The sequence below is a fragment of the Streptomyces sp. BK340 genome, from assembly GCF_007827595.1.
Lineage (GTDB): Bacteria > Actinomycetota > Actinomycetes > Streptomycetales > Streptomycetaceae > Streptomyces.
The window spans coordinates 69,301-89,448 of sequence record NZ_VISR01000021.1 but is presented as its reverse complement, the minus strand read 5'-3'; the positions used below and the strand labels follow the sequence as shown (position 1 = coordinate 89,448).

General features: G+C 69.7%; 21 protein-coding genes and 2 pseudogenes. 12 read left to right on the top strand and 11 right to left on the bottom strand.

The window, feature by feature from the left end; all coding sequences use genetic code 11:
• Positions 1-141: 141 nt before the first annotated feature.
• On the bottom strand, positions 142-747 hold the full coding sequence (locus FB157_RS31005) for a TetR/AcrR family transcriptional regulator (protein ID WP_145883967.1): 606 nt from the start codon (positions 745-747) through the stop codon (positions 142-144).
• Between the two features lie 162 nt (positions 748-909).
• Between FB157_RS31005 and FB157_RS31000 the strand changes: the two genes are divergently transcribed.
• Both FB157_RS31000 and FB157_RS30995 read left to right on the top strand, forming a co-directional pair.
• The gene (locus tag FB157_RS31000) at positions 910-2,115 is read left to right on the top strand and encodes an ABC transporter permease (RefSeq protein ID WP_145883966.1); all 1,206 of its coding nucleotides are present in this window, start codon (positions 910-912) and stop codon (positions 2,113-2,115) included.
• Positions 2,116-2,252: 137 nt separating this feature from the next.
• The gene (locus FB157_RS30995; protein WP_145883965.1) at positions 2,253-2,657 is read left to right on the top strand and encodes a helix-turn-helix domain-containing protein; all 405 of its coding nucleotides are present in this window, start codon (positions 2,253-2,255) and stop codon (positions 2,655-2,657) included.
• 236 nt (positions 2,658-2,893) lie between these two features.
• Here FB157_RS30995 and FB157_RS30990 read toward each other — a convergent pair whose 3' ends face one another.
• The 3 genes from FB157_RS30990 to FB157_RS30980 form a co-directional block, all read right to left on the bottom strand.
• The gene (locus FB157_RS30990; protein WP_145883964.1) at positions 2,894-3,622 is read right to left on the bottom strand and encodes an SDR family oxidoreductase; all 729 of its coding nucleotides are present in this window, start codon (positions 3,620-3,622) and stop codon (positions 2,894-2,896) included.
• 99 nt (positions 3,623-3,721) lie between these two features.
• Complete coding sequence (locus FB157_RS30985; RefSeq protein WP_145883963.1) at positions 3,722-4,390, bottom strand: nitroreductase; 669 nt, start codon at positions 4,388-4,390, stop codon at positions 3,722-3,724.
• Between the two features lie 263 nt (positions 4,391-4,653).
• On the bottom strand, positions 4,654-5,139 hold the full coding sequence (locus tag FB157_RS30980; protein WP_145883962.1) for a MarR family winged helix-turn-helix transcriptional regulator: 486 nt from the start codon (positions 5,137-5,139) through the stop codon (positions 4,654-4,656).
• Between the two features lie 149 nt (positions 5,140-5,288).
• Here FB157_RS30980 and FB157_RS30975 point away from each other — a divergent pair, with 149 nt between their 5' ends.
• The gene (locus FB157_RS30975; protein WP_145883961.1) at positions 5,289-6,047 is read left to right on the top strand and encodes a class I SAM-dependent methyltransferase; all 759 of its coding nucleotides are present in this window, start codon (positions 5,289-5,291) and stop codon (positions 6,045-6,047) included.
• 95 nt (positions 6,048-6,142) lie between these two features.
• Here FB157_RS30975 and FB157_RS30970 read toward each other — a convergent pair whose 3' ends face one another.
• Positions 6,143-6,667, bottom strand: coding sequence for a GNAT family N-acetyltransferase (locus FB157_RS30970; protein ID WP_145883960.1), 525 nt, complete (start codon positions 6,665-6,667; stop codon positions 6,143-6,145).
• Positions 6,668-6,828: 161 nt separating this feature from the next.
• Between FB157_RS30970 and FB157_RS30965 the strand changes: the two genes are divergently transcribed.
• The 5 genes from FB157_RS30965 (at position 6,829) to FB157_RS30945 (ending at position 10,440) form a co-directional block, all read left to right on the top strand.
• The gene (locus FB157_RS30965) at positions 6,829-7,113 is read left to right on the top strand and encodes a polyprenyl synthetase (protein ID WP_145883959.1); all 285 of its coding nucleotides are present in this window, start codon (positions 6,829-6,831) and stop codon (positions 7,111-7,113) included.
• Entirely contained in the window at positions 7,106-8,158 is a 1,053-nt protein-coding gene (locus tag FB157_RS30960) for a polyprenyl synthetase family protein (protein ID WP_145883958.1), read from the top strand. The genes FB157_RS30965 and FB157_RS30960 overlap by 8 nt, the downstream gene beginning before the upstream one ends.
• A gap of 104 nt (positions 8,159-8,262) precedes the next feature.
• Positions 8,263-9,423: an oxygenase MpaB family protein gene (locus FB157_RS30955; RefSeq protein ID WP_145883957.1), complete on the top strand. Its 1,161-nt coding sequence runs from the start codon at positions 8,263-8,265 to the stop codon at positions 9,421-9,423.
• Positions 9,424-9,526: 103 nt separating this feature from the next.
• Positions 9,527-9,943, top strand: coding sequence for an FG-GAP-like repeat-containing protein (locus FB157_RS30950; RefSeq protein WP_145883956.1), 417 nt, complete (start codon positions 9,527-9,529; stop codon positions 9,941-9,943).
• The gene (locus tag FB157_RS30945) at positions 9,940-10,440 is read left to right on the top strand and encodes an FG-GAP repeat protein (RefSeq protein ID WP_145883955.1); all 501 of its coding nucleotides are present in this window, start codon (positions 9,940-9,942) and stop codon (positions 10,438-10,440) included. The genes FB157_RS30950 and FB157_RS30945 overlap by 4 nt, the downstream gene beginning before the upstream one ends.
• Here FB157_RS30945 and FB157_RS30940 read toward each other — a convergent pair.
• Positions 10,341-11,216, bottom strand: coding sequence for a PhzF family phenazine biosynthesis protein (locus FB157_RS30940; RefSeq protein ID WP_145883954.1), 876 nt, complete (start codon positions 11,214-11,216; stop codon positions 10,341-10,343). The genes FB157_RS30945 and FB157_RS30940 overlap by 100 nt on opposite strands.
• Positions 11,217-11,478: 262 nt before the next feature.
• Here FB157_RS30940 and FB157_RS30935 point away from each other — a divergent pair, with 262 nt between their 5' ends.
• Positions 11,479-12,639: an alpha-hydroxy-acid oxidizing protein gene (locus tag FB157_RS30935; protein ID WP_145883953.1), complete on the top strand. Its 1,161-nt coding sequence runs from the start codon at positions 11,479-11,481 to the stop codon at positions 12,637-12,639.
• A gap of 174 nt (positions 12,640-12,813) precedes the next feature.
• Here the strand turns inward: FB157_RS30935 and FB157_RS30930 are convergent, their stop codons facing one another.
• The 3 genes and pseudogenes from FB157_RS30930 to FB157_RS30920 form a co-directional block, all read right to left on the bottom strand.
• Positions 12,814-14,325, bottom strand: coding sequence for an FAD-dependent monooxygenase (locus FB157_RS30930; protein ID WP_145883952.1), 1,512 nt, complete (start codon positions 14,323-14,325; stop codon positions 12,814-12,816).
• A 70-nt stretch (positions 14,326-14,395) separates the two neighbouring features.
• Positions 14,396-15,520 (bottom strand): NAD(P)/FAD-dependent oxidoreductase, encoded by a 1,125-nt coding sequence (locus FB157_RS30925; RefSeq protein WP_145883951.1) that lies wholly within the window; start codon positions 15,518-15,520, stop codon positions 14,396-14,398.
• A 202-nt stretch (positions 15,521-15,722) separates the two neighbouring features.
• Positions 15,723-16,106, bottom strand: a pseudogene (locus FB157_RS30920) (MFS transporter); the annotation flags it as partial.
• Positions 16,107-16,432: 326 nt separating this feature from the next.
• Here FB157_RS30920 and FB157_RS48795 point away from each other — a divergent pair.
• The 3 genes and pseudogenes from FB157_RS48795 to FB157_RS30905 form a co-directional block, all read left to right on the top strand.
• Positions 16,433-16,570: pseudogene (locus FB157_RS48795) on the top strand (plasmid stabilization protein); the annotation flags it as partial.
• 161 nt (positions 16,571-16,731) lie between these two features.
• On the top strand, positions 16,732-17,292 hold the full coding sequence (locus FB157_RS30910) for a hemerythrin domain-containing protein (protein WP_145883950.1): 561 nt from the start codon (positions 16,732-16,734) through the stop codon (positions 17,290-17,292).
• A gap of 203 nt (positions 17,293-17,495) precedes the next feature.
• Positions 17,496-18,008, top strand: a complete 513-nt coding sequence (locus tag FB157_RS30905; RefSeq protein ID WP_145883949.1) for a hypothetical protein — start codon at positions 17,496-17,498, stop codon at positions 18,006-18,008.
• An 81-nt stretch (positions 18,009-18,089) separates the two neighbouring features.
• Here FB157_RS30905 and FB157_RS30900 read toward each other — a convergent pair whose 3' ends face one another.
• Both FB157_RS30900 and FB157_RS30895 read right to left on the bottom strand, forming a co-directional pair.
• The gene (locus tag FB157_RS30900; RefSeq protein ID WP_145883948.1) at positions 18,090-18,467 is read right to left on the bottom strand and encodes a VOC family protein; all 378 of its coding nucleotides are present in this window, start codon (positions 18,465-18,467) and stop codon (positions 18,090-18,092) included.
• 410 nt (positions 18,468-18,877) lie between these two features.
• Entirely contained in the window at positions 18,878-19,918 is a 1,041-nt protein-coding gene (locus FB157_RS30895; RefSeq protein WP_261386641.1) for an NAD-dependent epimerase/dehydratase family protein, read from the bottom strand.
• Positions 19,919-20,148: the final 230 nt, after the last annotated feature.

Below are 20,148 nucleotides of genomic sequence, written 5' to 3'. Positions count from 1 at the left end.
CCCGCGCTGTCCGCCTGCGGCCGTGGGCGCCACGTCGGCCACTGCACCCGCCCACTGCCACGAGCTTCGTCTCGGCGGCCCGGCCCGGCCGCACGTCGGAGATCACCGCCTGCCGTCCCGCCCGGCTCACGGAGAGACCGCTCAGCGTTCACCGGCCGGCCCCGGCCACAGCGCCCGCACCGCGTCAGGTACCTCGGCCACAACAGCGGGCTGGAGCAAAGCCACTTGGAGGATGTAGCCGGGGAGGACGGAGAGCATCGTCGAAGCGATCGCCTCAGCCGTCACGTTCACGGGCAGGCTGCCCTGTTCTTGCTGGTAACGCACCATGGTGATCAGATTCGCGCGTATGCGGCCCATGAGATCGTCGAGCCTGCGCGCCAGCGAGCGGTTGCGCATGGCCTCTCCCCAGACCAGGACCGCGAGTCCGGCCACGTCCTCCTCGGCGGACTTGGTCCGAATCACGTCGAGCAGTTCCGCCAAGGCCTCCCCGATGGATTGGCCCTGCTGGTTCGTGGCGACGTCGAGCGTGATGTCGAGGACATCGCGCATGTTCTCCTCGGCGATCGCGAGGATCATCTCGTCCTTGCTGGTGAAGTGCCGATACACGGCGCCCGCGGACAGCCCCGCCTCCGCGAACAGGTCCTGCATGGACGTGGAGTGGAAACCATCACGGAGGAAGCAACGGCGCGCCGCGTCCAGGATCTGCTCGCGGCGGGCGTCCATGTGCTGCTGAGTGACCTTGGGCATGAGATCAGCCTAACAAAGAAAACGAACATTCGTGTTGACGCTTGCCCGCGCTGCAGGTGAGACTGAGATCCAAGAAAACGATCGTTCTTTTTTGTGGGAGAGTGGGTTGTGAGGAACCCCTTGTCAGGGCGCCGGGCGTGGCGGGAAGTGGCCGTTGCCGCCGTGGCGCTGCCAGTAGTGATCACTCTGGCGGTGCTGGCTTTCGCCTGGCCGGCGGGGCGGATCTCGCCGCGCGACGTCCCGGTCGGGATCGTGGGGACCGGGGCGGCCGGCCAGCACGCGGTGGAGGGACTGACCCGTGCGAAGCCCGGCGCGTTCGACTTCCACCTCTATCCCGACCAGCAGGCCGCGCGGTCGGCGATCAAGAACCGCGATGTCTACGGCGCCTTCGCCGTCTCCGGCCACAGCATCACCGTGCTGAAGGCCACCGCCGCCGGCCCTTCCGTGGCCCAGCTCTTGACCGATGTCGGACAACAGCTGGCCGACAAGGCCACCCGGCAGATCGCCGAGCAGCAGGCCGCCGAGGCGCATGACCCGGCGAAGGCCCACAGACGGGCAGCCGCCCGGCAGAAGGCTGCCCGGCAGAAGGCTGCCCAGCAGAAGGCCGCCCAGCAGAAGGCCGCTCGGCAGGGAGCCGCCGGTGCTGATTCCTCGGTGAAGGTCGTTGTGAAGGCGGTCGACGTGGTGCCCGTCTCGGCAGCGGACCCCCGGGGTGTGGTGTTCAGCTCATCGGTCTTCCCGCTCACGATCTGCGGCATCCTGATCGGGGCGTTTGTCTCGATGGCTCGCGGCCTGGCACGCCCGCTGCACCGAGTGCTGACACTTGTCGTCGCATGCGCCGTCGCGGCCCTGGGCGTCTATCTCGTGGCCCAGGGATTCCTGGGGGCGCTGCCCCGCAATCACGTGGCCACGTGGGCGATCCTGTCGCTCGACCTGCTCTCCGTCAGCGCCGCCGCTGCCGGCGTGATCCGACTCCTCGGGCCGGCGGGCCTTGGGCTGAGCGCCGGGCTCATGGTCTTCGTCGGGAACGCCTTCTCCGGCGCCACTTCTGCTCCGGAGATGCTCCCCAAGGGCGTGGGCCACATCGGCCAGTGGCTGCCCCCCGGCGCCGGAGCCAGCCTGCTCCGCGACACCGCGTACTTCGACGGCAACGCCGGTGCGGGCCACCTTGCCATCCTCGCTCTGTGGAGCGTCTGCGGGCTCACGGCAGTCATGTGCGGCCACTGGGTCACCGGGGAAGCCCGCGGCGCGAAGACCAGCGCGACGGCTTCCGGGGAATTGCTCCCGGCCCTGCCGGGGGCCGGCGACGCTCTGCCGGTTCGGCGTCACGCGCACGCCCACGCCCGTCGCCATGACGATGACGGCTGATGCCGAGCGCCTTGTGCGCGTGCCAAGCACTTCGGCCCGGTGCCGAAGGTGCATGAGGCGCTGACGCACGGCTGCTCCCTGACTGCGCGAGGTGTTGAACCGCGACGCCTCGCGCCGTACCGGAACGGACACACACCATGACCACCCCACAACACCCCCAGTCGGCACGCCGGTCCGAACATCCGCAGTCGACCGATGGTTCTCCGGCCATCACTCGGGCCTTCGCTCTGCTCAGCAGGCGCTGGAACGGCCTGATCCTCATGGCTTTGGCCAAAGGTCCGGCCGACTTCGCGCAGATTCGTAAGCGCGTCCCCGGCATCAGCGACCGCATGCTCACCCAGCGCCTCCAGGAACTGACCGCGATCGACCTGGTCGCCCAGGACGCCCCGCCCGGGCTGTCGTCGCGAGGCCGCTACGCGCTCTCACCGCACGGCAACGCATTCCTCATCCCCCTGGCCGTCTTGTTCTTGTGGGCGGAGGATCATCTTCCAGCGAGCGGCTCGCCAGAATCGGATGAGCCGGCCACGCCGGGCGGCGGCTGACCTCCCTTTCCGCTCCGGCAAGGGGAGCTGGAGCCGGACACGTGACTCCAGCGGGCGAGTCCCGCGCTGTCGCAGCGGCCTGGATCCGCTTGACGAAGCCAGGACGCGCAAGGACCAGGGGCAACGGCACTGCGTAGTGCCGTTGCCCCTGGTCCTTTCCGCTGATCACGACTCCCGTGTCTGTCGATTCAAGCCTGCAGACAGCGGCCGCGTGGGCGTCCTGGCAGGCCGGGATGTCAGGAGAGCCAGTCGGTGTAGCGGGTGGGGGCGAGGTGGGCGTCCTTGTCGGTGAGGACGTCACCCTTGACGACGGCGAACATGCCGGCACTGGGGTCGGTGACGACGGTACGGTGGTCGCCCTTGTGGGACAGGGTGATCCGGCCCAGCTCGTCCAGAGTGAAGATCTCGGGGCCTGCGATGTTGCGGATGCCGTTCAGCGGGGCGCCCGCAGCGACCTCCGCCACTGCGGCGGCCACGTCCTTGGAGGCGATGGGCTGGATCGGGGTGGCCGGGAGCCGGACGGTGTCGGCGTCGGCGGTCCAGGACAGGACCGCATCGATGAAGTCCATGAACTGCGTGGCCCGGACGATCGAGTAGGGGATCGCTCCGGCCGCGAGGAGGTTCTCCTGAAGAGTCTTGGCGCGGTAGTAGTCCAGCTCCGGCACCTGGTCCGTGCCGACGATCGAGAGGATGACGACGTGGCCGACGCCGCCCTTGCGGGCCGCGGCCAGGAGGTTGTCCATCGAGGTCTGGAAGAAGGCCGGGGAGGCTTCGTCGAAGGTCGGTGAGTTCGTCAGGTTGACGACGACGTCGGCGCCCGCCACCGCCTCGTCCAGTCCCTGGCCGCTGATGACGTCGACGCCGGTGGACTTCGAGTGCGGTACCGCCTCGTGCCCGGCGGCGGCCAGGTTCTTGACGACCTGCGACCCGATCAGTCCGGTACCGCCGATGACTGCGATCTTCATGACATACCTTTCATGGAGATTGTGTGCGAAATATGACATACGAACCGCTACGTGGGTGCGGAATGAAACGGCTCGTCGGTCGAACAAGGAGGGACGGCTTTAGAAGCCGTCGACAAATGTGACCGTCTCGTCGAGCGGCGCCCGGCCTATGCGGGCGTCCCCCGCTGTGACGTCTTCGAACCCGATCGACATGCCGCAGAAGAGGACGAGTCCGTCCGGGGGTGACAGGACTTCCGCCACGGTCTTGTGGTACTTCGCCCAGGCCATCTGCGTGCAGCTGTGCAGCCCTTCGGCGCGGAGCAGCAGCATGACGGTCTGCAGATACATGCCGGCATCAGCCCATTGGGGCAAGCCCATGTCCCTGTCGATGTAGCAGAACAGGGCGGCGGGCGCGCCGAAGCAGTCCCAGTTCGCGGCGGCCGCCCGCTGGCGCGCCTCCACGTCCTCACGTGCGATGCCGAGCGCGCCGTAGCGCTGCTCGCCGAAGGCGAACCGGCGCTCGCGGTAGGGAGACTTCAACTCGGGCGGATACATCTCGTACTCCGGCGTGTCCCAGGGGTCGCCCGCGGCCAGACGTTCGCCGGCGCGCTTCTTGAGTTCGGCCAGCGGTGCGCCGGTCAGCACGTAGGTGTGCCATGGCTGGATGTTCGATCCGGACGGCGCCCAGGCCGCCGCGGACAGTACCCGCTCCAGCGTTTCCCTCGGCACGGGCCGGTCGGTGAACGCGCGCACCGCCCGTCGACTCGTGACCGCTTCGTAGACGTCCATGACCGCCCGCCTCCATCTGCCGAACGGGCCCACCTTCATTACGTTCAATACAGTATCACTCAATACCGTATCGAGTGTAACTATCTCGAGGTGCAAATCATCCCGTGCTGTGTGCGCTGCGTGACAACCTCACTCCAGAAGGTCACGCCATCGGGGTGGGGGTCACTGGTGACGTTGGCTCCGGCCCTCATTGCCGGGTTCGCCGCGGAGGCCGTATGGAACCGGGTGCGTCTACGCCACAGGCGGCCGGCGCGCCCGCGCGCTTACGCCTCGTCGTCCGCCGGATAGGCAAGCCGGGTCAGCAGATCCGTCAGTTGCTCGGACTCGCCGGGCCCCAGTTCGGCGACCAGACGCTCAGCCAGCGGCTCCGCCGCCACATGGGCTGCATCGAAGAGCTCCAGCCCCTGAGGTGTGATCTCCACTGCGCGCACACGCCGGTCCCCTGGAACGGTCTTGCGTACGGCCAGCCCCTTCCGCTCCAGGTCGTCCACCACGCGCATGATCCCCGCCTTGTCCGACCCTGTCGCCGACGCCAGATCCCGCTGCACCGTGGGCCCGTGATTGACCAGCTCGATCAGCACCGCGAAATGCCGCAACTCGATGCCGAGCGGTCGAAGTGCCTCTGCCATCACCGCGGCCGCGCGCCAGTGCGCCCGGCGCAGCAGCAGACCGAGACCGAAAGGCGAGGTGTCCCCGGGGCGGTCGGTCGCGCGCGAGGCGGTGGGCTGGTGGGGAACGTCTGCGGCCATGAGGACAGACTACTTCACTCAATACGGTATCGCCTGAAACAAAGTGTCCTTGCCTTGTGGGGTGACGCGATGCCACATATCGTTCCGATGTATCAACTCGATATATCGGTGCGGCACTTGAGGTCGCCCGGCCAACGCGGGGAGAAGTCATGAGGACGATCGACTACGACTCGGAGCAGCATCAGGACTACGCGCGCGGCCGCGCGCTGACGCAGCAGCAACTGCAGGTATGGATGAGCGCCTTCGAAGCGGCGCTGCCCGAACGGCGTCCGCTGGCGGGGCTGGACGTCGGCTCGGGGACGGGCAGGTTCACCCCCGCGCTGGCACAGGCATTCGGGCCGGTGATCGGCGTCGAGCCGTCGGTTCGTATGCGCGAGGTTGCACAGACGCAGTCCCAGCATCCCGATGTGCGGTATCTCCCAGGCACCGCCGAGGAGATACCCGTGCCGTCCGACAGCGCCGACTACGCCCTCATGGGCTTGTCCTGGCACCACGTCCAGGACAAGCCTCAGGCAGCCCGGGAGCTGGCCAGAGTGGTCAGGACCGGAGGGCGGCTGCTCCTGCGCACGAACTTCAGCGACCACCATCCCCGGCCGTGGTGGCTGGAGTACTTCCCCCGCGGCTACGAGGCGGACGCCTCGATATTTCAGCCACTGCACGAAGTGATCGCGACGTTCACGTCGGCCGGCTGGCGCGTCGCGAGCTTCGGCACGGTCACCGAGCCGTCCTCGGGCACCCGCGGCGCCATGCTCGAACGGCTGCACCTGCGCACCCTCTCCTTCTTCGCACAGCTCACTCCCGACGAGCTGGAGGCCGGCTTCCACCGGCTGGAGAAGGCTGTCGCCGAAGACCCCGGCGCCCCGGCGCCCGTATTCGCCGAGCCGCTGCTCACGCTCGAACGGAGCTGATGCGGCTCTTCCTCAGCGCCCTCATCTGCTGCCGCAGTTGCACCAGATGGCTTGATGCCTCGCCAACGCGGGTAGGTGCGGGCCCGAGGCGGGCCCTACCCTGCCTTCCGGCGGAGCTCCTTCTCCATCAGCGTGAAGGACTTGGGCGTCCCGCTCGGCTGCGGCTTGCCCTCCTTGCCGCCCACGACGCGGTAACCGGCATGCCGGTAATAGGCGTTGAGCTGTGTATTGCCGGCCAAGCAGTCCAGGCGCACGCATGATCGTCCCACCGCGGCCACTCGCTCTTCGGCGGCGTCCAGCAGCAGCCTCCCCGTGCCGGGTGCGGCGACATCCCTGTCCACCATGAGGCGGTGTACGTATCCGGCCACGGGCGGCTGCGGGCCCCAGGCGTCTTCGTCCTCCCACCACAGCTCCCAGGCGCCGGCGATCCGCCCGCCGAGCTCCGCGAGCCAGACTTCGCCGTGCGCCATCACCCGGCGGAAGTGCTCCTCGTCCAACTCTCCCGGCAGCCACTGCCCGGTGATGCCGCGGGCGAGCATCCAGCGTGCCGCCTCGTCGCGGAGGCGGACCAGGGCGGCCAAGTCGGCCGCGGAGGCGGAGCGGACACGTAGATCGGTCATTCAGGGATCTTCGCATGTCCGAGCAGCGGTGATCCGTACGGTCAATCGATGTGATCGCTCGATCGTGAGTTCTTCCGCTCTCGCACCCGGTCCGGCGCGATGCTCGGAGAAGCGGCGCGTGACCGACGCCGTCCGGACGTGTTGTGGGTGGGGGGAAGAGCGTGACGCGAGCATCGGGATCGGGACCGCGAAGGGGGCTGGACGAGCACGCGGTGCTGCTGGTGGCCGGGCTGGCCGATCTGGCGGTGACCACGTTGGATGCGGCCGTGGGAACGGTGCGGGGCCTGCTGCGCCGCTCGGACGCCGCGGAGTTGGCGGCGCAGGCGGAGCAGGATCTCATGGCGCGTGGGCGCCTCGTGTTGGACCGGTACGCGGCTGTACCCCCGGCTCACCTGGAGATCCTCGCCCGGCACGCCCTGGCTCGACGAGCGGCGGACGATGTCTGACCGGTGGGAGCCGGCGGCGTTCAAGACCCGCGTCGACGAGGTATTGCATCGGTTCGTCGCCGGGGAGGCCGACCGGTTCGCCGCGGTCGATCCGCTGCTGGGCCCGGTGGCAGATCAGCTCGAGGCTGCGGTCGCCGACGGAAAACGATTACGCGCGGCGTTCTGCTACTGGGGCTGGCGTGCGGTGGGCCAGCCGGACAGCGACGCGCTGGTGCGGGCGGCGGCGTCCATGGAGCTGGTGCATGCCGCAGCGGTCGTGCACGACGACCTGATCGACGAGAGCCCGTTGCGGCACGGGCGCCCCACCGCACACGTCGTCCTGCGCGGTGCCGTACGGCACCGTCCGCACGCCGATGCCGCCGCGCGGTCGCTGGCGATGTTGGTGGGAGACCTGCTGACTGCGCTGGCCGGACACCTGTTCGCCACGAGCGGCCTGCCGGCCGCCTACCTCGCCCGGGCCCGTCCGTTGTGGGCGGTGATGGCCCGCGAACTGATCGCGGGGGAGTGCCTCGAAATCCTGCGCACCGGAGTCGGCCCGGACACCGAGGCGTCCCTGAAGGTGATCCGGTACAAGACCGCCAAGTACACCGTCGAGCAACCCCTGCTGATCGGTGGCGCCCTGGCCGGGGCCGGCGGGCGGCTGCGCGAGGGCTACTCCGCGTACGGGCTGCCGCTGGGCGAGGCTTTCCAGCTTCGCGACGACTTGCTCGGCTTGTTCGGAGACCCGGAACGCACCGGCAAGGCCAGCGCCGACGACGTGCGCGGACACCGGCCCACCGCCCTACTGGCAGAGACCTGGCGCCTCGCCGGTGACAACGACCGTGAACGGCTGCGCACCCTGCTGGGCCGCCCCGGCCTGGACGCGGATGCCCTGGACACGGTCCGCGAGGTGATGCGCCGGCTGAAGGCACCCGACCGCATCGAGGCCCTGATCAGCGCCCGGGTCGAGCAGTCACTGGACGTTCTGCACGAGCTGGACGTACCGGCGCACGCCGTCGGCGCGCTGACCTCGCTGGCGCAGTCGGCGACGAACCGTCTGTCCTGACCCGTGCACCGCCGCCGCACAGACCTGAGCCGACCGCGACCTGACCGACATCAGCCCCCTCCGGCCGCTCGCGGACGACCCCGCGAAAGACAAGGAGCCCCTTCATGACCTGCACCGAAGCATCGATGGACGCCCTGCGGAACGTCGGTGACGAACTCGCCGACGCCACCGTGGCCGCGCTCTTCGAACGCGGCGAGGTGGGCACCTTCAACACCCTGATGCGCTACGTCTCCACGGCAGGCGCACCCCTTCCGGAGGGGCTGCCCGACGTAGCCAGGGACTACCTCGAGGCCACTCGTGTCCCGCCGGCGTGGGTGGACTGGGCCGAGATGGAGAAGGCCCGGCTGTTCTTCATCGACAACAACGTGCACATCTCCACCGCCCTGTCCTTCGCCTCCATGCCGGCCTGCTACGTCGTCCCGCACGTGGCGAAGCTGCTGTCCGCCACCCATGGGCTGAAATACCCGTCCAAGCGGATGGCGGAGACAGGCCAGTTCACCGTCTACCTGATGCAGCCCGACGCCTTCGAAGCCGGCAGCCGCTTCATCCCCGCCGCACAGAAGGTCCGCCTCCTGCACGCCTCCATCCGCCACCACCTCAGGCGCGAGGACCGGTGGGACACCGACGCACTCGGCACGCCGATCAACCAGGAGGACATGATCGGCGGGCAGATGTTCTTCTCCATGCTCGTGCTGGACAGCCTGCACCGCCTCGGCATCCACATGTCACAGGAAGGCGCGGAGGCCTACTACTACGCCTGGCGTGTCGTCGGCGCCATGCTGGGCGTCGACCAGGACGCCGTCCCCAAGAGCCTCGACGAGGCCCGCCACTTCCTCGACCGGTACATGGTCAGGCACATGGGCCCCTCCGAGGAGGGCGCCCACCTGACCCGCCAGCTCATCGACCTCTACGAAGAAGTGGTACCCGGCACCTTCTTCGACCCGATCGTCTCCGCCCTGATCCGCTACCTCGTCGGCGACACCTGCGCCGACTGGCTCCGCGTACCGCAGACACCGTGGGACACCGTCGTCAAGGCCGTACCCCATCTCCTCGGCGTCCTGGAGACCATCGAGGACCGGTCCCCGCTCGGCGCCTGGGCCCTGGACCGCCTCGGCCACCTCACCACCGTGCTGGAACTGTCCTCCCTCACCCGCGGACGCGTCATGCACTACGCCATCCCCGAACAGCTCAAGAAGGACTACGGCATCCCCAGCGCGACGCCCCGCGCCCACCGGTGGACCCCGCCGGCCGTCACCGTGTCCTGATGATCTCACCGCACCACCAACGGCCGTTGCCGCGGGTCTCACAGTCGAATCCCCAGCCGCGTGCGCTCGTGCTTCGCCATCGCTCGCGCTTCAAGGAGGAACCGTGGGCATCCGCAGACCGGCCGTCACCGTGACCGTCGCCGCAGCTGCCGCGCTGATCGGGGCGTTCACCGTGCCGCTCGCCGGCGACACGGCGTTCGCCCGGGAGGGCGCAACCACCGTGCGCGAGGACTTCGACGGCGACGGCTACCAGGACCTCGCCGTCGCCGCCCCCGCAGCCAGGGTGGGCGGTCACCCCTGGGCGGGCTACGTCGCGATCAGCTACGGCTCGGCGGCCGGCCTCGCCCCGGCACGTACCACGATCATCACCCAGGACACCCCGGGCGTGCCCGGCACCTCCGGCGACAACCACGGCCTCGGCTACGCGCTGATCCCCCGCGACCTGGACGGTGACGGCCTGACCGACCTGGCCGTGGTGACGACGAACACCGGTCGGCGAACAACATCAGCGGTTCCGTGATCATCCTCCGGGGCAGCGGAACGGGCGTCTCCGGCACGGGCGCGATCCGAGTCCCGGCACCGGCGAACTCGTTCGTCGGTGAGGACATCACCGCCGGCGACTTCGACGGCGACGGACACCCGGACCTGTTCATGCGCAACGCCGAGGACTTCGACCTCCGTGCGGTGCTTTACGGCCCGTTCGGCCGGAACGGCGCACCAGCCCGTGAGCAGCAACTGACCGCGTTCAGCACGGACAACACGATCGAGGACCACGCCGAGGGCGGCAAGCTGTGGCTGGGCACACGACAGGGCCTGTCCACCGTCCCGCAACGGTTTCCCTCCGCTGACACCGCCGCCGTCGGAGACTTCGACACGAGACCCACCAGCCGTCCTGAGTGCTCGCTCGGACCGGCGCTTCAGCTGATGCGAGCTCCCGTGCCGCTGACGCGGACCCGCGGGTCACCCGCGCGCAGCGTCACCGTGAGTTCGCCGGGGCGGCCCAGGTCCTCGCCCTGATGCAGGGTGAGGACGGCGTCCTCGGGGACCAGGCCGAGCTCACGGGCGTACGCACCGAACGCGGCGGCCGCGGCGCCGGTTGCCGGGTCCTCGACGACGCCGCCGACGGGGAACGGGTCGCGGACATGGAAGACGGCGGCCGACTCTCGCCACACCAACTGGACCGTGGTCAGGTCCAAGTGGTGCATCAGGGCTTCGAGGCGCGTGAAGTCGTACGCGAGATCTGCGAGGCGCGCGCGTGTCGCCGCCGCGAGAACGAGATGGCGGGCACCGGCGAACGCGATCCGGGGCGGGAAGGCCGGGTCGAGATCGGCAGCCGGCCAGCCGAGCGCGGCGAGCGCCTCCGTGAGGTCGGTGTCGGCGATCTCCTCGATGTGCGGCTCGACACTGGTGAGTGTGGCCCTGACCGCCCCGCCTTCCTCGGCCACCTCCACCGGCACGACGCCGGCACGCGTGGCGAATACCAGCTGCCCTGGGCCTGTCCGCTCGGCGAGCGCGACGGCGGTCGCGATGGTGGCGTGCCCGCAGAACGGCACCTCGGCCTTGGGGCTGAAGTAACGGATGCTGTACGCACGTCCCTCCTGGCCGCCGAGGCCCTCCGGGGGCGCGGTCAGGAACGCGGACTCCGAGTAGCCGAGGTCGGCTGCGACAGCCAGCATGTCGCTGTCGTCCAGGGCCGTGGCATCGAGAACGACGCCGGCGGGGTTTCCGCCGTCAGGGGTGCTGGAGAAGGCGGTGTATCGCAGTACCTCGGGCCGCGGCGCATTCGTCGTCATGCCTGCGGCAACACGGGCCGGTCCCGCGGCTATTCCTGGCCGCGGCTGCAGATGGGGACGGGCCGCTGCGGTGAGCCGCACATCGATACAGACCGACCCTTTCCGCTTCGGCAAGTGCGGTGCCCGTGGCGTCAGGGGACATGAGGCCGTGGCACGCCGGACGAGCCAGAATCCCGCGTTCGGCGGCTTTCGCGCGTCGCCCTCCCGATGTGGACTGCAAGGGTCCGCACCAGGCGGGCGTGGCATCAAGGAGGGCCGGATCGTGGCTTTCGCCGAGTACCAGGACGAGATCTACCTGGACGGGCTGCGGGGCGTGGTGCCGGGGCTGCCCGTGACCTGCGACGAGCTGCAGCCTCTGGCGGAGGCGGCGATACCGCCCGCGGTGCGCTCCTATGTGGCCGGCGGGGCGGGCGACGAGTACACCCAGCGAGCCAACGTCAGCGCGTTCGAGCAGTGGGGCCTTGTCCCGCGCATGATGGTCAGCCCCACCCAGCGGGACCTGTCCGTCGACCTGTTCGGGACGCGGCTGCCCACGCCACTGTTCATGGCCCCGGTCGGCGTGGTCGGTCTGTGTGCCCAGGACGGCCACGGTGACCTCGCCACGGCCCGCGCCGCAGCCCGCACCGGCGTGCCGATGATCGCCTCCACCCTCACCGTCGATCCGATGGAGCAGGTCGCGGCCGAGTTCGGCGGCACCCCGGGCTTCTTCCAGCTCTACACCCCGACCGACCGTGAGCTGGCCCAGAGCCTGGTCCACCGGGCCGAGGCCGCAGGCTTCCAGGCCCTCGTGGTCACCCTCGACACCTGGATCACCGGCTGGCGGCCCCGTGACCTGGCCGTGAGCAACTTCCCGCAGCTGCGCGGCCACTGCCTGGCCAACTACACCAGCGACCCGGTCTTCCGCTCCAGGCTCGAAAAGGCGCCCGAAGACGACCCGGCCGCGGCGGTAATGCACTGGGCGAAGACGTTCGGCAACCCCCTCACCTGGGACGACCTGCCCTGGCTGCGGTCCATCACCGGCCTCCCGCTGATCCTCAAGGGCATCTGCCACCCCGACGACGTCCGTCGCGCCAAGGACGGCGGAGTGGACGGCATCTACTGCTCCAACCACGGTGGTCGGCAGGCCAACGGCGGCCTGCCCGCGCTCAACGCGCTGCCGGAGGTGGTCGAGGCCGCCGAGGGCCTGCCCGTCCTGTTCGACTCCGGCGTCCGCACCGGAGCGGACGTCGTCAAGGCCCTCGCCCTGGGCGCCACCGCCGTGGGCATCGGCCGCCCCTACCTCTACGGACTGACGCTGGCCGGCACCGACGGCGTCGTCCATGTCCTGCGTTCCCTCCTGGCCGAGGCCGACCTGCTCATGGCCGTCGACGGCTACCCCACCCTCGCCGACCTCACCCACGACGCCCTGCGCCGCCTCAATTGATACGTCGTCGGCATCTGCGCCTTCACCCCGTGGCCGACGCCGGGGACGCCGGTGTCAGGGGCGAGACGGGCGAGGGCGTGGCCGTTGAAGTGGCGCACCACCGAGTCGTAGACGCCACGGTCGGCCGGGTCGTCGAGGGCGTGCCGCTGGACGCCACCCGCGCCGGGCAGCTCCCTACAGCGCCGGACTGCCGAACCAGCGGCCGGCGGCCCGCTCGAACGCTTCACGATCAAAGGCGCTGTCGCCTGCCCAGGCGACGATGCCGTCAGGCCGGACGAGCACGGCACCGAGTCCGAGGTCGTTGCGGGCCGGCCCGGCTGCGTAGCGGATCCGCCTGTCCCAGCACTTCGCCGAGTCGTGCAGCCGGCGGTCGGTGGTGAAGTCAAGTGCGACTCCTCGCCCTTCCTGCATCAGGTCGCCGAGGCGGGTGCCGTCCTCGAGACGAAGCTCCGGGGCGTTGCGGCCGACCAGCGGCTGCTCGCTGCCGAGGTCGTAGCGGACAGACGATCCGGACAGTTTCTCGAACACGTACGTCGTTCCGTCACGGGTCCCGATCAGGTCTCGGATCAGCGCCTGAACCGCCTGGCCGTGCTGGTCCGGCCGCAGGGTCGCCACCTGTGCGCGCGTCCAGTCGAGCACCCATGCGCCGATAGGATGACGCTCACGGTTGTAGGTGTCGAGAAGCCCCTCCGGCGCGTCCCCGCGCACGGTCGCCGCGAGCTTCCATCCCAGGTTCAGGGCGTCACCGATGCCTACGTTGAGGCCCTGTCCTCCCATGGGAGAGTGAATGTGGGCGGCATCGCCCGCAAGCAGTACACGCCTCTGCCGGTACGTCGTCGTCTGCATCGCCCGATCGGTATAGGTCGAGGCCAGATGGACATCACTGAGCGTCACATCGGTGCCGGACACACGGCGCAGAACCGCCTCGAGGTGTTCGCGACTCGGCGACTGCGAGCGATCGAACGTGCCTGCGTCGAACTCCATCATGGCGATATGCCCTTGCATGGGCATTTGCACGTACAGGCCCGTCGGCGTCAGGTTGAACCCGGGGCGCAGTTTCCCGGGATCGGCGACGGTGGCGAACATGGTGTAGCCGATGAACTGCGGCTCGGTGCCGACGAAGTCGAAGCCCGCGAGCTTGCGCACCGTGCTGCGTCCGCCGTCGCAGCCCACGAGCCAGCGCGCCGCGTACTCGTGCTCACCGGCGTGCGCGACCACGGTCTCCTCGTTCTGCGTGACACCGGAGACCCTGACGCCGCGCCTGATCTCCACGCCCAGCTTCGCCGCCCGCTCGGACAGCATCCGCTCGACCGCCTCCAGGTACGTCAGCACGCCTTCCATCGCCGGGCCGGGAAGCCGGAACGGCAGGGCGGCGACGTCGACGTCGGCCGGATCGAGCACCATGCCGGCGAAGTGGCCGACCTGACGAGGGGGCGCCGGCTCGTCCGGCGAGTCGGGATAGCCGTCGACGCCGGACGCCGCCAGTAACTCCTGCAGCATTCCACGGCGGTAGAACGATTCGACCGTCGTGGCGGTCAGGCCCCGCAGGCCGAGGGGGAGTGCCGTTCGCGGTGAATGCAGCTCCGGCTCCTGCTCGAGCACAAGGACGGAGCAGTCAGAGAGGCCGAGCTCGCAGGCCAGGAACAGGCCAACCGGGCCCGCGCCCACGATCACTACGTCATGCACGAAGATCACCTTCCTGAAACGGATGTAAATGCTGAGTTGTTGGCGTTCCTGCGGCCGTCCCTCGAGCAGCTCACCGGCCCTGCCCGAACCTGGCGATCAGGCCGTGGGGCGCGTCGTCGCCGAAGAGCAGGTCGTTGAGCTGGGCGCCTTCGGCGGCGGCCGCGGCGCTGCGGCGGAACATGGCCTGCTCGTATCCGCTCAGCGCGGTCTCGATGTCGTCGGGGTGCGCGGCGATGGCCCTACCGAGTTCGGCGCCGTCGTACATGGCCAGGTTGGCGCCTTCGCCGTTCGGGGCGGCGAGATGCGCGGCGTCGCCGAGCAGCGTCACCCCCGGCGACCGGTCCCACCGGTGCTCGATCGGCAGGGTGTGGAGGGGACGCAGGACCGGCGTGGTGTCGCTGTCGGTGATCAGTGCAGTGAGCTCCGGTGCCCAGCCGTCGAACTCCCGCGCGATCCCTGCGGTCGCCGTGGCGGAGTCGGTGAAGTCGATGCCGGCGAACCACTCCACCGGCCTGGTGAGCGCCACGTAGGTGTGGAGGGTTCCGCCTCGCTCCCGGTGGGCCTGGATCCCCTTGCCCGGCGCGAGTGCGAACAGCGAACCGTCGCCGACCGTCTTCGCGGTGGCCGGGTGCCGGGTGTCGCCGTCGAACAGGTAGGTCTCGACGAACGACCGGCCGGTGTACTCGGGTTGGGCCTCGGAGAGCAGCGGTCGGACCCGGGACCATGCGCCGTCCGCGCCGACCAGCAGACTCGTGACCACGGTGGCGCCGTCGGCGAAGGACACCTCGTGGCGGCCCCCGCCCAGAGCACGGGCACTGCTGACCTTGTGGCCCCACCGGACGGTGCCGGCCGGGAGCGAGTCGAGCAGGATCTGCCGCAGCTCACCGCGCTGCACTTCGGGGCGGCCGCCCGTGCCGTCGTCGGGCACGTCGACCAGAACGGTCCCGTCCGGCGCGAGGAACCGTGTCGCCTCGCGGCCCTCCAGGACCAGACCGCGGAACTCGTCCATCAGGCCCGCCGCCTGGAGTGCTGCCTGGCCGTTGTAGTCATGGATGTCGAGCATCCCGCCCTGCGCCCGCGCCCTCGGGGAGGATTCTGCCTCGTAGACCGTGGCCGGGATTCCATGGACGTGCAGGACGCGGGCGAGAGTCAGGCCGCCGAGTCCGGCGCCGATGATCGTGACGTCATTGCTCATGGTGGCTCCTTGCCTGTCGGACGCCTGCCGGGCGGGGACCCGGCAGGACCTGATGGAAAGGTGCCGGATCCCGCCGACAAGCCGCCTACATCGGACCGACAGGCCCCCGATACGTCCGAACGACCAGGTCAACACCCCGAACCGGCGCCGGACTTCGTCGGCTGGACCTCCTGGGTCCGGTGCATGCCGTCATCCCGGCGCGCGGCCGGCTGTCCGTGCCGGTCGCGCTGATCAGGCCGGTGACGACCAGGGGGGTGGTGCCGCCGAAGAGAGAGGTCGCCAGGTTGCAGCCGATGGCCAGCCCGCCGTACCGGGCCTCGGTGGGGAAGAGTGAGGGCAGCGCGGACATGGTGCCCAGCAGGCACACCAGCGAGAGGCCGAGCATCAGCATGCCCACGGCCACGGCCGCGATGCTCCCCTGCCGCAGCAGCAGGAACGCCGGGAGCGAGAAGAAGAAGCCCGCCATTCCGCCCATGAGGAGCGGCTTACGGCCGACCCTGTCGTTGAGCCGGCCGACGAAGGTGATGGCGGCCATCAGGAGCACCATCGTCACGAGAAGGATCACCAGGCCGTGAGTCTCCGGGTGACCGAGCGTGGCGGAACAGGTTGCGGTGGCGTCTTCGCGCCTGCCATTCGTGTTCGATGACGGTTCCACCGTCGACTGATGCCACAGGCGCCGCCTCGCGAGAGTGTGTGCTGCAGTGTGCGTGGGTCGGCTCCCTCGGGGAACTCGCTCTGAGCAAAGGCCGACGGGAGCGGGCTTCAGATGTCCAACCCACAGCAACCCCTCGCGGTCGCCTCGCTCCGCCGCGCCTTGAGGTCAGCGATGTCTTGTGGTGTGGGCCGTCCTTGCGGCTGCGTCGCTGCCCACCGAGACCAGGGATTGCCATGCTCAGGAAAGGCGGAGACACCGTGCCGGCCGGATCGAGCTCCAAGCGGGAGCGGCAGTACGAACACATCAAGGAGAGCGCCGAGGACCGTGGCGAGTCGACCAGGCGGGCCGAGGAAATCGCAGCGCGGACGGTGAACAAGGAGCGGGCCAGGTGCGGTGGTCGAAGGCGCCTGAGGCCGCCGCTCTGGGCCAGTGAGCGATGCCGTTCGTCCGACTGAGTGGATCACGCGCAGGGCCGCGCACCGTCGCCACAGGGCGGGAACACCTGTCTGCTGGGCGGGACGGATCCAGCATGAAATCAACGAAAGGCGGATACGCAATGGGACATGGCGGAAATGCACTCGAGGAACTGATGACCGACCATCGTGAGGTCGAGGAGATGTTCGGCCGGATCGAGGCGATGACCGGCGGAGGGCAAGCGCTGCGTGATCTCGTGGACGAGGTCACCATCGAGCTGGTGCGTCACTCGGTCGCCGAGGAGCAGTACCTGTACCCGGCGGTGCGCGAGCACGTCGAGGGCGGTGACCGGCTCGCCGACAAGGAGCTCGCGGATCACGGCCGGGTCGAGAACCTTCTCAAGCAGCTCGAGAAGACGGACGCCGACGACGCCCAGATGAGCCCGCTGCTGCACCAGCTCATGGACGAGGTGTCCGCCCATGTTCGGGACGAGGAGAACAACCTCTTCCCGATGCTGCGCCAGGCCTGCTCCTCCGAGGCGCTCGACGAGCTCGGGGACAAGATCCGCCGGGCCAAGGCCATGGCCCCCACCCGGCCACACCCCTCCGCCCCCGACACCCCTCCGGCGAACAAGCTCCTCGCTCCGGGTGCGGGTCTGGTGGACCGTGCCCGCGACTTCGTCACCGGCCGCGGCAAGTCCTGACCCCCACCGCCGGCTCCGGGGTCCTTCCGCACACGCTCAGTGCGACCCCGGAGCCCTACGTCACGCTGTGACGCGGGTCATTCCGCGTTCCGGATCGGCTGCCTAGGCTGTTGGCACGAGCGGGGCAGCGCGGCTCCGCGAAACAGCTCGCGGGAACCGCTCACCCGGACACAGGCGAGCACGCTCCCAAGGGACCGACCGCCGTGCCCAACGATCTGACACCTGTCATAGCCGCCTCCACCCGCTGGCTCCTGGCCGCCTACCCCGCGCCCCCAGGCGCGCTCAGCCGGGCTCTCGCCGAGGCCCAGGCCCGGCAGGCCACCATGCTCGCCGCTGCCCTGCGCTACCCCACCAGCCTCGACGTGCAGCTGCTTCATCTGCTCGCACCGAGCGGGTCCCACCGCCTGGACTGGCTCACCGGATGCGACCCGCACCCTGACGACACCGCCTGGCGAACCTGGGTCGACGAAACCGTCGTCAGCTGGGCAGCTTGCCTCCTGGCCGACCCCGTGCTGGCCGCACGCGCCCATCAGGCCCTCACCGCGACCGAGCATCACGGCGAAGCCGGAGGCCTGCAGCGGCTGACCGACCCCGGTGACCGGGACGCCGAAGCCGCCGTCCTGCTCCGCCACCCCGACCTGCTCGAAGCCATCGCCTGCCTGCACCGGCCTCAGCTCATGGAAGTGCTCAGCGTCGACAGCGCCGAACTGTCGTGATCTCTGCAACGTGAGGAAAGGCGGTGGCTGAGCTGGCTCCGGTCCTCATGACGCTGAGCGTCGTATCCCGCGGCCTCTTCTTCAGTGACGGACCAGGCAGAACGGATGACCTGCGGGGTCGCTGTAGGTCCGCCAACTCCGGCCGTCCGTACCGTCGTCCAGCACCCTGGCCCCCTGGGCCAACACCTGTTCTTGAGCGCGGTCCAGGTCGGCGACACCGAAATCCAGGTGGAACTGTTGTGGCCGGCTCGGGTCCGGCCACAGCGGCGGCTGGTACTCCGCCACCCGCTGGAAGGCCAGAACGAGGCCGGACGCCGTGTGCAACGTGGCCCAGTCGTCACTGAGCGCCCACCGACGGTCCGGCTGGTCGACGGTGCCGCCTAGGAGCGACTGGTAGAACTCGGCGAGTTCACCGGGGTCGGAGCAGTCCAGCACCACGCACTGCAGATCAGCGATCACGGGGGTAGATCCTAGGCGGCAATCCGGTGGCTCGACCACTCATGACTGAGGTCGCCGAGTCAGTGCGGGCACGCCGGGTCGGCATCGTAGCGGTGAGCTTGCGCCGGTCGCGGTGCCGCAGCTGCCGTTCGTCGCCCAGGCGCAGGACGACCCGGTCATGCCGAAGTGCCGGACGAGGGCCGCGCCGCCGCCCCTCCGACTCCGGTCGCAGCCGTTTCGCGGTGACCCTGCGCAGGACGCAACGCGGCCGCCCGGTACGCCCGTGTCGCACACGTCGACCCGCCGGACGCACCGGCCACGGCTACAGGTGTTCAGTGCATCGCCAGAGCCCTCGACATCAGGCAACTCCGGCATATCTGCCCCCCGGAGCAAGCAAGGGATCGCTCGAACCGCATCGCCACCCGGCCGGTTCATGCGGCGAGCGGCGCGGTGTCCATGCCTGCCCGTTCACGCAGTCCGCCGAGAAACTCCTGGACCGCTTCCGAGGCCGAGTACCGCGGCCGCCAGCCCAGTTCAGACCGCGCGCGCGAGCAGTCCATCAACGGCAGTCGCAGGACAGCGTCGAACAGGTCCGGAGAGGCGGGTACCAGCCGAAGTCGCCAGGCCGCTGAGAGAGCGGCGCGGACCGGCGGCAGCGGGAGGCGCAGCGGCCGCGCCGCGAGGACCCGGGCGAGCTCAGCCGCGTCCAGGGGCGGCTCGGCGGCGAGGTTGAACGCGCCGCGCACACGGCCGACGACTGCCTGTGCATACGCGGCCGCGGCGTCGTCGGTGTGCAGGGCCTGGAACACCAGCCCCGGCAGATCCGGGACCGCCGGGACGAACGGCGGCCGCATCAGGTGCGCGGGAATCAGCGTCCCCGCGAAGATCCTGCGCTGCTGCGACGCTGACTCCCGTTTGAACAGGAATCCCGGACGCATGCGCACGACCCGCACATTCCGATGGTCGAGCTCGTACGCGTCCAGGTACCTCTCCATGTAGGCCTTTTCCCGGCAGTACGCCGCTTGGGGCCAGCCATGGGTCGGCCAGGACTCGTCGACCGGGCGGTCCTTCGGGCCCGGTGAGTAGGCACCTACGGACGATGCGTGGATGAGTGCGGGCACCCCGGCCTCCGCCACGGCCTCGCACACCCGGATACTGCCCAGCACGTTGGTCCGCCACGTCGTCACGGGGGCATGCGTGGGCTGGAATTTCCAGGCCAGATGGACGACCGCGTCCGCACCGGTGAAGTGGTGGACCAGATCGTCGCCGTTCGGGTCGATGTCCGCCGCCGCCCAACGCGTCCCGTCGGGATTCCAGTTCGGAACCCTGCGGGCCAGTCCGAGGACCGACTCCACCGCGGGATGGCTTCGCAGGGCTTCCACCACACTCGTACCGACATTGCCGGTCGCCCCGACGACCACGACCCGGAGCCCGCCGGCACCTCCTGCGCCACATCGCACCATGCCGTCCATGGCCACTGCCCTTCCCTGGGAGGCCCCCGGCAGGACGGGTACCCGAGGCGTCACCCCCCTATGCGGCCAGAGGTATCAGGGGGCGTTGGCTGGTCCGACGAAGATCACCGGGTAGCGAGGCCTGGGACAGCGGCCGGTGATCCACTCGCCGAGAGCCTCCGAGTAGACCTTGCGGGCCCGGCGCAGTGAGACGGCCTCGGTGCAGCCGCTCGGGGCGCAGGGGTGTTCCT